Annotated in this window: 12 protein-coding genes; 5 read left to right on the top strand and 7 right to left on the bottom strand. The window is 38.9% G+C overall.

The features are described 5' to 3' along the window. Positions 1-173: 173 nt before the first annotated feature. The 3 genes from erpA to clcA all read right to left on the bottom strand — a co-directional run bounded on the left by erpA (position 174) and on the right by clcA (position 2,743). On the bottom strand, positions 174-524 hold the full coding sequence (gene erpA, locus V6256_RS10650; protein WP_341598192.1) for an iron-sulfur cluster insertion protein ErpA: 351 nt from the start codon (positions 522-524) through the stop codon (positions 174-176). Between the two features lie 69 nt (positions 525-593). After that, the gene (locus V6256_RS10645) at positions 594-1,316 is read right to left on the bottom strand and encodes a DUF6776 family protein (RefSeq protein ID WP_341598191.1); all 723 of its coding nucleotides are present in this window, start codon (positions 1,314-1,316) and stop codon (positions 594-596) included. Between the two features lie 11 nt (positions 1,317-1,327). Beyond that, positions 1,328-2,743, bottom strand: coding sequence for a H(+)/Cl(-) exchange transporter ClcA (clcA, locus tag V6256_RS10640; RefSeq protein ID WP_341598190.1), 1,416 nt, complete (start codon positions 2,741-2,743; stop codon positions 1,328-1,330). A 211-nt stretch (positions 2,744-2,954) separates the two neighbouring features. On the opposite strand from clcA, the gene hemL reads away from it, so the two are divergent. The 4 genes from hemL (at position 2,955) to rraB (ending at position 7,865) form a co-directional block, all read left to right on the top strand. Next, positions 2,955-4,232 (top strand): glutamate-1-semialdehyde 2,1-aminomutase, encoded by a 1,278-nt coding sequence (hemL, locus tag V6256_RS10635; protein ID WP_341598189.1) that lies wholly within the window; start codon positions 2,955-2,957, stop codon positions 4,230-4,232. 198 nt (positions 4,233-4,430) lie between these two features. Next, on the top strand, positions 4,431-6,710 hold the full coding sequence (gene parC / locus V6256_RS10630; protein WP_341598188.1) for a DNA topoisomerase IV subunit A: 2,280 nt from the start codon (positions 4,431-4,433) through the stop codon (positions 6,708-6,710). A 3-nt stretch (positions 6,711-6,713) separates the two neighbouring features. Continuing rightward, the gene (locus V6256_RS10625) at positions 6,714-7,457 is read left to right on the top strand and encodes a 1-acylglycerol-3-phosphate O-acyltransferase (RefSeq protein ID WP_341598187.1); all 744 of its coding nucleotides are present in this window, start codon (positions 6,714-6,716) and stop codon (positions 7,455-7,457) included. Positions 7,458-7,499: 42 nt separating this feature from the next. Continuing rightward, on the top strand, positions 7,500-7,865 hold the full coding sequence (gene rraB / locus V6256_RS10620) for a ribonuclease E inhibitor RraB (protein WP_341598186.1): 366 nt from the start codon (positions 7,500-7,502) through the stop codon (positions 7,863-7,865). Between the two features lie 288 nt (positions 7,866-8,153). Here rraB and V6256_RS10615 read toward each other — a convergent pair whose 3' ends face one another. The 4 genes from V6256_RS10615 to V6256_RS10600 form a co-directional block, all read right to left on the bottom strand. Next, positions 8,154-8,555, bottom strand: coding sequence for a DUF2750 domain-containing protein (locus V6256_RS10615; protein WP_341598185.1), 402 nt, complete (start codon positions 8,553-8,555; stop codon positions 8,154-8,156). An 8-nt stretch (positions 8,556-8,563) separates the two neighbouring features. Further along, positions 8,564-8,836: a ubiquinone biosynthesis accessory factor UbiK gene (ubiK, locus tag V6256_RS10610; protein WP_341598184.1), complete on the bottom strand. Its 273-nt coding sequence runs from the start codon at positions 8,834-8,836 to the stop codon at positions 8,564-8,566. A 129-nt stretch (positions 8,837-8,965) separates the two neighbouring features. Further along, positions 8,966-9,847: an HTH-type transcriptional activator IlvY gene (gene ilvY, locus V6256_RS10605; RefSeq protein WP_341598183.1), complete on the bottom strand. Its 882-nt coding sequence runs from the start codon at positions 9,845-9,847 to the stop codon at positions 8,966-8,968. A gap of 5 nt (positions 9,848-9,852) precedes the next feature. Then, positions 9,853-10,716: a sulfurtransferase gene (locus V6256_RS10600; protein WP_341598182.1), complete on the bottom strand. Its 864-nt coding sequence runs from the start codon at positions 10,714-10,716 to the stop codon at positions 9,853-9,855. A gap of 302 nt (positions 10,717-11,018) precedes the next feature. Here V6256_RS10600 and ilvC point away from each other — a divergent pair, with 302 nt between their 5' ends. Beyond that, positions 11,019-12,503: a ketol-acid reductoisomerase gene (ilvC, locus tag V6256_RS10595; protein WP_341598181.1), complete on the top strand. Its 1,485-nt coding sequence runs from the start codon at positions 11,019-11,021 to the stop codon at positions 12,501-12,503. Positions 12,504-12,664: the final 161 nt, after the last annotated feature.

The following is a 12,664-nucleotide window of genomic DNA, read 5'->3' as shown; positions in this document are numbered from 1 at the left end:
CCTATAGCCAGAGCAGAAAAGATGCTCGATGTTAAACGATCAACCTCTTAAATAGCAATATCAATATAGGAAGCAGTCCGACAGTAATATAAAAAAGAAGAGCTTGCTAATAAAAATCACATAATGACGTTATTTACAGCAAGCAATTAGGTGGTAACTAATGAGTCTTGAGGCTAGATTGAGAATGAAGAACCACAACCACATGTCGCAGTTGCATTTGGGTTATCAACTAAAAAACGCGAGCCTTCTAAACCGTCAATAAAGTCGACCGTTCCACCAACTAAGTATTGTAAACTCATTGGATCTACAGATAAGGTTACCCCACTGTTTTCAATCAAAGTATCATCATCATTTACTTTTTCATCGAACGTAAAACCGTATGAAAATCCAGAACAACCACCACCTGTCACATAAACTCTCAGTTTAAGGTTGTCATTATTCTCTTCTTCAATGAGTGCTTTTACTCTTTTTGCTGCATTATCACTGAAATTAATCGGTAATGCTGTTTCCACTTCGCTTGTCATATTAATTCTCAGCCTTGTTGATATTTATCTCTGTATTATCCGATACCTGACTAGTTTGTTCAAGTACTACTATTCAGCTTGTACTACTAACTCGGCTAATGGAGATGTATCATTTTCTAAATAGTCTTGCCAATCATAGACTTTTTCTACATCTTGAGCGCTACGAAAACGAGAGCGTTTTGCACTTGCAACAACAAATACTTGCTCGACCTGTAAATCCTTAGGTAAAGTAAAAGTCCCTGTTAATGTTTGAAAATACTCAAACTTAAATTGGGATTCAAAAGTCTCACTGTATTCACTTAGTTTAACAACCTTATTCTCAGCCTCATCATTACTGCTATCCGCAAACATGATCTCTACATTGCCAGTCAGTTCACTACGCCCTTTTTGCGCTTGCATTAATACAACTTCGTATGAGAAAACACCTTTAACGTCAGTCTTTGACACTTTAAAGGAATAAATATTTAAACCAACTTGTGCTAACTCCGGTGCCACGACTTGCTCATAAAAATACAGCTTATCGTTACTTGACTGTAAAGCATCGTCTAGTTTTTTATTTTCAGACTTTAAAACATCATTAATTTTTTGCTCGGCCGATAAATCAGCTTGTACTAAATTTAAATTCTCAATTAACTCTGTTTTTTCAGCATTTAGGCTAATCACTTCCATCTGTGACAATTTGACTTGATGTTCCAGAATATCTTTCTGAAACTTACCCATCATAAATCCCAAATAAATAAACAAACAGCTAATCACGCACCATTTAAAAATACTGATTTTAATACGCTTCATCGTGTTATCTCTTATTTTTTATATCGATCTAAACTGCGGTTCATCGCTTTATCCGTTGTTTCTTGACGTTTAGCTCGCATTGCTAATTTCAAGGTTCTTTCCAGTAACTGAGTATATATCGGACGTCCGCCTAAGCTTTGTGCAACCATTGTCGCCCCTAAACACGTCACGATTAAAGGTAAAATCATTTCATAGTTACTCGTCATCTCTATCACTAATAAAATCCCAGTGATTGGCGCACGAACTGTGGCAGCAAATAACCCGCCCATTCCGGCAATCGCAAATGCGCCAGGTTCAGTAATAATGGTTGGGAATAATGCTTGCCCAACAAGGCCAAAAAGCATTCCAAAAAGCGTTCCTAAAGCCAGTGTTGGTGCAAATACACCACCCGGTGCACCAGAGCCAAAGCTCAGTAACGTCGTCAAAGTACGAAGTATAAAGAGTAGCAATAAACCACCAGCAAAGAACTGCCCACCTTCTACATGTGGAATTAATTCCATGCCACTAAAAGCAATATCAGGCGCGACGATACTCAACATACCAAATAAACCACCTAATGCAGCACCAATACCAACAAAGTGCCAACGACGTCCTTTATGAATCGATAAATACAGATCCTGAGTCCAAAGAATCAGTTTATTAAAAAAGATACCTATTACCCCAAAACAAAATCCTAAAATCAGATAAAAGCCAAGGGTATTTAAATCAGGGTGGGAGTACTGTGTCACAGTGACAACGGCATCTTGGTCAGTAAAGATACGCATTACAATAGTTGCCATTACGGCACTCATAAACACACTTTTGGTTGACGTTAAACTGTAGTTAAACTGTGAACGCATCTCTTCAATAACAAACATAATACCGGCCAATGGCGCATTAAAAGCCGCAGCTAAACCGCCAGCAGCACCAGCAGCTAACAAAGCTTGCCCATCGACTTTATTCACTTTGAATATATCTGAAATCATTCGCCCAACATTGGCACCAAGCTGAACAGAAGGCCCTTCTCGACCCAGTGCCATACCACTGCCTAAAGCCAGCAATCCGCCGACAAACTTTACTGGAATAACACGTTTCCAACGCACTGGACGCATCCCTTCCATTGCCCCTTCTATTTCAGGAATACCACTCCCCCCTGACTCAGGAGCAAAACGATGTGTTAGATAAAAAGCAGTCGCAGCCATTAAAGAAGAGATTGGAATCGCAATTAACCAAAGTGGTATGCCCCCTTCCCCATAATGATGGACTAATTCTAAACGCAGTTCTGATATCCAAATGATTCCATGGTCAAATAAGGCGGAGACAGTCCCTGCGAGCAGGCCAATAAAAATAGATAACCAAAATAGTAGAGCACTACTTTTACGAGTAAAGAAGCGATCAATAAAGTTCTTAAATCCATTAATAAAAAACATTGGCACTGCTGTTTTCATAATCGCGTAATAACCCTAAGTAAATAAGAGGTGGAAACCAACATTATAGTTAACAATATTGATTAATCGACTTGATTTTCATCATATTATCAAAAAAGCAATAAAGAAACCTCTGTAAAAAGAAATTCCATTTTACTTTCTCAGTTGCATCTTCCTTTATCATGGGTATATTGCTCTTTTAACTAATTCAAAAAATAAGTAATGGGATCCTATGAGTAAATCATCAGCACTATTTAATCGAGCACAATCTATCATTCCAGGTGGCGTTAACTCTCCGGTTCGCGCATTTAACGGCGTAGGCGGCGGCCCGCTATTTATTGAAAAAGCACAAGATGCTTATATCTATGATGTTGATGGTAAAAAGTACATTGATTATGTTGGTTCTTGGGGACCAATGATTTTAGGACATAACCACCCTGCAATTAAAAAAGCAGTCATTGATGCAGCAGAAAACGGCTTGAGCTTCGGCGCACCGACTGAAATTGAAATCACAATGGCAGAAAAAGTACAGCAACTTGTTCCGTCTATGCAGCAAGTGCGAATGGTAAGCTCTGGTACTGAAGCAACCATGAGTGCAATTCGTTTAGCACGTGGTTACACTAATCGCGATAAAATATTAAAGTTTGAAGGTTGTTACCATGGTCATGCCGATTCACTATTAGTGAAGGCCGGTTCAGGTGCATTAACATTAGGACAACCAAGCTCTCCAGGTATCCCAGCCGACTTTGCACAACACACATTAACAGCAGATTATAACGATCTAGATTCTGTTAAAGCATTATTTGAAGCTTATCCAGAAGAGATATCTTGTATTATTGTTGAGCCTGTTGCCGGCAATATGAACTGCATCCCACCAGCAGACGGCTTTTTACAAGGTCTACGTGATATTTGTGACCAATACCAAGCACTTCTAATCTTTGATGAAGTGATGACTGGTTTTCGCGTTGCATTAGGTGGTGCACAAGCTCATTACAATATCAAACCGGATCTAACCACGCTAGGTAAAGTTATTGGTGGCGGCATGCCTGTGGGTGCATTTGGTGGTAGTCATGAAGTCATGCAGTTCATCGCACCAACCGGGCCTGTTTATCAAGCCGGTACTTTATCAGGTAATCCAATTGCGATGCATGCAGGACTTGCTTCATTGACCGCGCTTGACACACCTGAGTATGCGCAACTAGCCATTAAAACTAAACAACTAGCAGAAGGCCTAAAACAAGCAGCAACGGAAGTTGGTGTGCCTGTGGCAGTCAACTATGTGGGTGGTATGTATGGTTTATTTTTCACTGATGCAGCAAAAGTGACTAACTTCAAAGAAGTTTGTGAATGTGATACTGACAAATTTAAAAAATTCTTCCACTTCATGTTAGAAGAAGGTGTTTACCTTGCACCTTCAGCATTTGAAGCAGGCTTTTTATCACTGGCTCATAGCGACCAAGATATTAACGATACTATTGCTGCAGCAAAAAAAGCGTTCTCACAGCTATAATTAAATAGCAGCATGCTGACAAAATTAGACGAGGTAGCAATCTCGTCTAATTGCCTTTCTTTATCTCTCCTCAATACCAAGATAAGCTGTTTTTTTTGTGTTTTCTTACATTCAATTTCATTTCTATTTCAACCTTAGAATATAACTGCTGTATACTCACCTTTTAGATATTAATTAATAATTACAGGGTAATAGAATATGAGTGAAGTCATAGACATGAGTTTAGAGGGCGTTGAGCAGTTATCCCTCGCTAAATTTACAGAAGATGCCTACCTCAACTATTCCATGTACGTGATCATGGATCGTGCTCTTCCACACATAAGTGATGGTTTAAAACCGGTTCAACGCCGAATCATTTATGCTATGTCAGAATTAGGTTTATCAGCTCTCGCTAAATATAAAAAATCTGCTCGTACCGTCGGTGATGTATTAGGTAAGTACCATCCCCATGGCGATAGCGCTTGTTATGAAGCAATGGTGTTAATGGCGCAGCCCTTCTCTTATCGTTACCCATTGATTGATGGTCAAGGTAACTGGGGTGCACCTGACGATCCAAAATCATTTGCTGCAATGCGTTACACAGAGTCTCGTTTATCGGCTTTTTCAGAAGTCTTACTGTCTGAGATTAATCAAGGTACAACTGATTGGAAGCCTAACTTTGACGGTACATTAAAAGAACCAGAACTCTTACCTGCACGTTTACCACATATATTATTAAACGGTATTACTGGTATTGCGGTGGGGATGGCAACGGATATTCCTCCACATAATGCGCGTGAAGTGGCGAATGCCTGTTTACATTTAATCGATCACCCGAAAGCGACCTTAGAAGAGTTAATGGAGTTTGTACAAGGCCCTGATTACCCAACGGAAGCTGAAATAATCACTCCTCGTAAAGAGATCATTAACATTTACAAAACCGGAAGAGGTAGTTTCAAGAGTCGCGCTGTTTATCAGGTTGAAAATGGCGAAATCGTGGTGACAGCAATACCGCACCGTGTTTCCAGTGCAAAAATATTAAAAGATATAGCTAAACAAATGCAGGATAAAAAGCTACCAATGGTAGCCGATCTGCGCGATGAATCAGACCATGAAAATCCTACTCGACTAGTGATTATTCCACGTTCTAACCGTATTGATACAGAAGCATTAATGAATCACTTATTTGCTTCTACTGATTTAGAAGTTAGCCATAAAGTAAACTTAAATATGCTGGGCTTAAATCAACGTCCAAGTGTGAAAGGTTTAGTGACTATTTTAAGTGAGTGGTTAATCTACCGACGCGATACCGTGCGTCGTCGTCTACAATTCCGTTTAGATAAAATCTTAGCGCGTGTACATATTTTAGAAGGCTTGTTGATTGCCTATTTAAATATCGATGAAGTGATCGAAATCATTCGTACCTACGATGATGCTAAAGCGGAATTGATGTCTCGTTTTCAATTATCAGAGATTCAAGCACATGCCATTCTAGAGATTAAACTACGTCAACTGGCTAAACTTGAAGAAATTCAAATCCGTGGTGAAATGGATGAGTTATCTGAAGAGCAGAAAAAACTAGAATTACTGTTAAGCTCAGATCGACGCCTTAATACGCTTGTGAAAAAAGAGATTAAAGCCGATGCTGAAAAGTATGGTGATGATCGACGTTCACCAATGATCGAGCGTTTAGAAGCGAAAGCATTAAGCGAAAAAGAATTAATGCCAAGTGAGTCAGTTACTATCGTATTATCTACTCAGGGCTGGGTACGAAGCGCCAAAGGTCATGATGTTGATGCCCGCGCATTAAACTTCAAAGCTGGTGATGAATACCTCACAAGTTGCCAAGGTAAAAGTAACCAAAGCTGTATATTTATAGATTCATCTGGGCGTGCCTATTCATTAGATGCACACACTCTCCCGTCTGCCCGAACACAAGGCGAACCATTAACTGGCCGTTTTAATCAGAATGAGAATGTGCCCTTCGCTTGTGTGTTAATGGGTGACGATGAAGACCGCTATATTATAAGTAGTGACCATGGTTATGGCTTTATTGCGACCTTAAGTGATATCAATAGCCGAAATAAAAATGGTAAAGCACTGATCAATTTAACCACCAATGCATTAATAATGCAGCCACAAAAGATCTCTAATAATGGTGATGATTTATGTTTAACGATCAGTAATGAAGGACGCATGTTGATTTTCCCAGTTGCTAGTTTGCCAAGCTTAAGCAAAGGTAAAGGTAATAAGATGATCAACATCATGTCGGCCAAAGCGACTAAACGTGAAGAGTTTGTTACTATGCTGCAGGTTATTAGACCTGAAAGTGCTGTGACATTACACGCAGGTAAACGTAAATTAACGCTTAAAGCAAACGACTTAGCACATTATCAAGGTGAACGCGGACGCCGTGGCAATAAATTACCACGTGGATTACAACGCGTTGATAAAATTGAAGTTATTAATCCAAAACTAGAACAACAAGAGAACCAATAAACCATGTTATTTATTATCAGAACATTTTTAATTATTGTCGCCGTCATTGTATTAAGTGTTTACTCATTACTGTACTGCTTATTCAGTCCACGTAATCCTAAAAACACTTATCACTTTGCTATGTTATTTGCCAAAATGTCTCGTATTGTTGGACTTAAAGTGACTTATCGCATTCCGGACAGTGCAAAAGATAATGGCTCAGTTGTTTATATTGCAAACCATCAAAATAACTACGATATGGTAACAACAACTGGTGCAGTACAACCTGGCTCAGTAACCATTGGTAAAAAGAGTTTAGTTTTAGTGCCTTTCTTTGGCATTATTTACTGGTTAACAGGCAATATTTTAATCGACCGTGATAATAAAGATAAATCTAAAAACACCATTACAGATGTCGTGGATCAGATGCGAGCAAAAGATCTAGCCGTATGGATTTTTCCAGAAGGAACGCGTAGCCGCGGTCGTGGTTTAATGCCATTTAAAATGGGGGCTTTCCATACCGCTCTTCAAGCCGGTGTAAATATAGTGCCGACGGTTATTTCCAATACCCACGATCAAGTTAAATTAAATCGTTGGGATAATGGGGAAGTGATTGTTGAAATGCTTGAACCTATTGATATTAGCCAATATAAAAAGCGTGAAATTCGTCGTTTGATGAATGACTCTCGTGCAGTTATGCTTGCTAAATACATACAATTAAACGAAGAAGTAAATCGCCCAGATCCTAATACAAGTAGCGAAGATTAATTTCTAATCATATTTAAACCTTGAACGAGAAGAGATAGACAGATGTCAGAAGAACTTACACAAGAAGAACTATTAGCAGAGTTAGCCGAAGAGACAGCTGACATAGTTGAAGCCGTATTAGAAGATGGTAGTAATCCTGATGCCATTTACATGATCGAACATCACCTTTCATGTGACAACTTCGATGTACTAGAAAAAGCCGCAGTGGCTTGTTTCAAAAAAGGCTATGAAGTTACAGATCCAGAAGAATTAGAATTAGAAGATGGCTCTATTATTTTAAGCTTTGATGTTGTGGTTGAAATGAACCTAGATGAAGAAGCTATTTTTGAAGATGTAGAAAGATTAGTAGCTTTAGCTGACTCTTTTGGCATTGAATATGACGGTTGGGGCACTTACCCAGAAGAATAATATCGAGCTCATGTTTTTTATAGTCAAATTTAAACATGATAATAGCAAGTTATACCAATTATATTAAATAAGTGATCTAAATTTTACGCAGGAAAAATGACGGAGTTCAAGGCGTAATTTGAGTTAAATAGTTGTTCTATTTACGAAAATTACAACGAAGAAATAAGTTATTTTAACAAGCAAAATAGATCAGTTAATTAGTGTGATTGGTATTAATATCCAACATATAAAAAAACCAAGCTTTAATCGCTTGGTTTTTTTTGACTTTGAGAAATCAATGAGGGCGTCTTAACTTTCTTCTGCGTCAGGTGCTTCTTTTTCAGACTCGGCATTTTGAAAACTTTCAACTAATGCATTTTTCAGCACCATCGCTTCAATTTCCAAACCGCATAACTCTTCATCCCAGTTTAACCCAGCAAAGACTTGTTGCTTCTGCATACCGTCTAACCATGAATCAAAGAACACATCTAATGCGATGCTAACTGTTTTATAATCAGCCCACTCTTCTGTTTGTAATTTTTTCGCTTGCTTTTCATCTGACCAAAATAAGTAAACGGCTGTTGCATCTTTATTATCATGTGCGTGGCAATTTGCCCAACCTTCATTTTCATCAAATAACCCAAACAACTCGCCTTCTGCAGCAACTTGTTCAATAAAGGCTTCAGCTCGTTTTAAATATTGTTCTTTCATTAGTGTCTCTACTTTTCTAATTGGACTTGATCGTTAGCATCTAGTTTTTGCTCTAATTCAGCAAACTTCTCTTCCATTGCATTAAGCTTTTCGCGAGTACGTAATAATACTTGAGTTTGCACATCAAACTCTTCGCGGCTTACCATATCTAACTTGCCTAACTGAGCTTGCAATACTTGCTTTATTTTACGATCAACTTCACTGCCTAGACTTTTTACCCCTTCAGGCATTGCATCACTGACTTGCTTTGCTATCTCTTCTAACTTCTGCGGATTAAACATAAAATGCTCCTTAAATAATTACAGGCATTGTAAACTTACCCCTGTTTAATTTCTATGGTGTAACCTCATATTTATCTTTTAAACACCAAAACCATTAAAATATCTGTCATTAACATGGTTTGCTAAATATTAACTTTCAACACACTTCAAAAAAGCTTGGATTAAAGGGTCATTTAAACGACTCTTATAACAACAAACCCCCAGATTAAAAGCCGCAAGTTCACCAATCCCCGATAAATGTTGAACACGATCCCGCACTGGACTATTTTCTATCACCACATCCGGTGCAATACCAACGCCACAACCTAAAGCAACCATACTAATCAATGCTTCATTACCTGCTACTTTTGCGTAGATTTGTGGTTTCCCAGCCTTTAGAGAGCGAAACCAAGTATCAAAGCGACGTCGAATAGCGCCATGTTCAGGTAAAATGAAAGGAATATGTTTCCAGTCAATACGTTCTTCTTTAATTTGCTGCGTAACAAGGCATGGAGTCGTAGGGGCAATAATTGAAATAGGGATTTCAGCTAATTCAATAAAATGCATACGTGAAGGAAAATTATCTGGATAAGCGGTAATCGCAAAGTCCACTTGGTGCAGTGTAATTTGTTCAATCGCTGCGGCACTGTCCCCTGTGGTTAACTTAATTTCCACATTTGGGTGATTACGCCTAAAACGCTCTAAAATAGGCGGAAGATGACTATAAGCAGCAGTTACCGAACAATATAAATTGATCTCCCCTTCTAACTCATTAGTCCCTTTTGAGATAGTATTTTTTAAAATTTCCCACTGCTCTATTTGTTGAATAGCATATTCTTTAAAGACTAAACCCGCTTCAGTTAAGACAACGGAACGGTTGTCACGGATTAATAAGTTCGCACCGAGTTCAACTTCCATACGCTGAATCGAACGACTTAATGTGGAGGGACTAACGTGCATCGCCAATGCAGTTTTAGAGAAGTGTAAACTCTGACTTAAATGCACAAAGGTTTGAAGTAATTTAATATCCATTAAAACTACTGACTTTTTACAACGGGTAAGGTATCACTCGCACCCCACTCACTCCATGAGCCATCGTACACACTTAATGCATCATAACCAGCTAACTTGGCTCCTAAGGCAAGAATACAAGCGGTCACACCAGAGCCACAACTGAATATCATCTTTTGCTTTTGTGGCATTAAAGCTTCAAAAATTTGCGCCAATTGATAAGCATTCTTCATGGTTTGGTTATTTAAGATCTCAGTGATCGGTAAATTAATCGCAGAAGGAATATGCCCAACACGCAACCCAGCTCTTGTTTCTGGCACTTCTCCCAAAAAACGTTCTCTCGCTCGTGCATCTATCAGCGATACATTTTTATCGTCAATAGCTTTGTAAACTTGATCTTTATTACTGATTAAATCTGCTTGGTATACAGCTTTAAAATCACCTTGAGGTCGTTCGTTAGCAAGCGGTGGACGAACATTAACTTTATAGCCCGCTTCTTTCCAAGCAGGTAAGCCGCCATCTAAGACAGCAATATTGTTAAATCCCATGGCTTTAAACATCCACCACACTCTCGGGCTTGAGAAAATGCCTAAGCTATCATAGACAATTACAACACTATCATTATTAATACCGAGCATTTGTACTGACAACTCAAAGTGCTGAGGAGCGGGCATCATATGAGGTAATGCGGCATCTTGATCACAAACTTCGCGATCAAAATCAAAAAATTGAGCATTGTCTATTCTTTCATTTAGCCATTCTTGATGTCCATTACGGTTAGTCATTGGCATATGCCAGCTTGCATCTAATAAAACTAGGTCACTATGGTTATGGTGCTCGGCTAACCATTGAACAGAAACCAAGTCACTAGGTAACACCAACGAAGACATAAAAACCCCTTAAAAACAGCAAGTTAACTTAAAAAAAGAAAGAATAAAATTAAAACCAAATAACGACATGATAATAGCAAATAACAAATCAAGATGCACTTACTCTCAGGTTTGTTTAACAAAAGGAATAACAACTTTCAAAAATTGCAATATAAGCTCTCGCCATATCCCAAATTTTGCAATGTAATGTTGCTAATATATCATTTTGCGCAACACAAGTTATACGCTATAGTGAGCGCCGTAAAAGAGACGAGGACAAACGTCACTTACCCTTATTAACTTAATTTTGGAGCACAGCTAACATGGCTAACTACTTTAATACTCTTCCTCTACGTGAGAAGTTACATCAACTAGGTCAATGTCGTTTTATGGATCGCAGCGAATTTGCTGACGGTTGTGAAGCATTAAAAGGCAAAAAAGTAGTTATCATCGGTTGTGGTGCTCAAGGTCTTAACCAAGGTCTTAACATGCGTGATTCAGGTCTTGACGTTTCTTACACATTACGTGCAGAAGCAATTGCTGAAAAACGTCAATCTTGGAAAAACGCTACAGAAAACGGTTTCACAGTAGGTACTTACGAAGAACTAATTCCACAAGCTGACTTACTATGTAACCTAACACCTGACAAACAACACACTGCAGTTGTTGGCGCAGTAATGCCATTAATGAAAGAAGGTTCTACACTAGCTTACTCTCACGGTTTCAACATCGTTGAAGAAGGTATGCAAGTACGTGAAGATATCACTGTAATCATGTGTGCACCTAAATGTCCTGGTTCTGAAGTACGTGAAGAATACAAGCGTGGTTTCGGTGTACCAACACTAATCGCTGTTCACCCTGCAAATGACCCACAAAACCACGGTTTAGCATGGGCTAAAGCATACGCATCTGCAACTGGTGGTGACCGTGCTGGTGTACTTATGTCTTCTTTCGTAGCAGAAGTTAAATCTGACCTAATGGGTGAGCAAACTATCCTATGTGGTATGTTACAAACAGGTGCTATCCTAGGCTATGAAAAAATGGTTGCTGACGGTTTAGAGCCATCTTACGCAGTTAAACTTATCCAATACGGTTGGGAAACAGTAACTGAAGGCCTTAAATACGGCGGCATCACAAACATGATGGATCGTCTATCTAACCCAGCTAAAATTAAAGCATTCGATATGTCTTTAGAACTTAAAGATATCTTACGTCCACTATTCAACAAGCACATGGATGACATCATCGAAGGTGAATTCTCTGCAACAATGATGGCTGACTGGGCAAATGATGACGTTAACCTACTAAAATGGCGTGCAGCAACAGCTGAAACTGGTTTTGAAAAACAACCAGCTGGCGACATGGAAATTGACGAGCAAGAATTCTACGACCACGGTATCTTCTTAGTTGCAATGGTTAAAGCCGGTGTTGAGCTTGCGTTTGAAGCAATGACTGCATCAGGTATCATCGAAGAGTCTGCATACTACGAGTCTCTACATGAAACTCCGCTTATCGCAAACACAATCGCTCGTAAGAAACTTTACGAAATGAACGTTGTTATCTCTGATACTGCTGAATACGGTTGTTACTTATTCGACCACGCTGCAAAACCACTACTTGCAGACTTCGTTAAAGCAATGAGCCCTGAGTACTTAGGTAAGCCATTAACAGTTAAATCTAACTCTGTTGATAACGCTCGCTTAATCGAAATCAACGAAGAGATTCGTAACCACCCTGTAGAAATCGTAGGTAAGAAACTACGTGGTTACATGAAGGATATGAAAACTATCGTTGAAGCGTCTAACTAAGACCAACCAGTCCCAATAAGTTTTTATATAAGCCAAGCTCAATGCTTGGCTTTTTTGTATCTGCGTTTAAGTAAGAAACTACGTCTATACCTACAAGAAGAAAGACATGAAAACTATCGTTGAAGCGTCTAACTAAGACCAACCAGTCCCAATAAGTTTTT

Source organism: Psychromonas aquatilis, assembly GCF_038155185.1.
In the GTDB taxonomy this organism is placed as follows: domain Bacteria; phylum Pseudomonadota; class Gammaproteobacteria; order Enterobacterales; family Psychromonadaceae; genus Psychromonas; species Psychromonas aquatilis.
This window is presented reverse-complemented; position numbering and strand designations above follow the sequence as displayed.

Bases quoted from the DNA above. Each gene is read 5' to 3' on its own strand.
- erpA (WP_341598192.1), bottom strand. From the start codon at position 524: ATGACAAGCGAAGTGGAAACAGCATTACCGATTAATTTCAGTGATAAT.
- V6256_RS10645 (WP_341598191.1), bottom strand. From the start codon at position 1,316: ATGAAGCGTATTAAAATCAGTATTTTTAAATGGTGCGTGATTAGCTGT.
- clcA (WP_341598190.1), bottom strand. From the start codon at position 2,743: ATGAAAACAGCAGTGCCAATGTTTTTTATTAATGGATTTAAGAACTTT.
- hemL (WP_341598189.1), top strand. From the start codon at position 2,955: ATGAGTAAATCATCAGCACTATTTAATCGAGCACAATCTATCATTCCA.
- parC (WP_341598188.1), top strand. From the start codon at position 4,431: ATGAGTGAAGTCATAGACATGAGTTTAGAGGGCGTTGAGCAGTTATCC.
- V6256_RS10625 (WP_341598187.1), top strand. From the start codon at position 6,714: ATGTTATTTATTATCAGAACATTTTTAATTATTGTCGCCGTCATTGTA.
- rraB (WP_341598186.1), top strand. From the start codon at position 7,500: ATGTCAGAAGAACTTACACAAGAAGAACTATTAGCAGAGTTAGCCGAA.
- V6256_RS10615 (WP_341598185.1), bottom strand. From the start codon at position 8,555: ATGAAAGAACAATATTTAAAACGAGCTGAAGCCTTTATTGAACAAGTT.
- ubiK (WP_341598184.1), bottom strand. From the start codon at position 8,836: ATGTTTAATCCGCAGAAGTTAGAAGAGATAGCAAAGCAAGTCAGTGAT.
- ilvY (WP_341598183.1), bottom strand. From the start codon at position 9,847: ATGGATATTAAATTACTTCAAACCTTTGTGCATTTAAGTCAGAGTTTA.
- V6256_RS10600 (WP_341598182.1), bottom strand. From the start codon at position 10,716: ATGTCTTCGTTGGTGTTACCTAGTGACTTGGTTTCTGTTCAATGGTTA.
- ilvC (WP_341598181.1), top strand. From the start codon at position 11,019: ATGGCTAACTACTTTAATACTCTTCCTCTACGTGAGAAGTTACATCAA.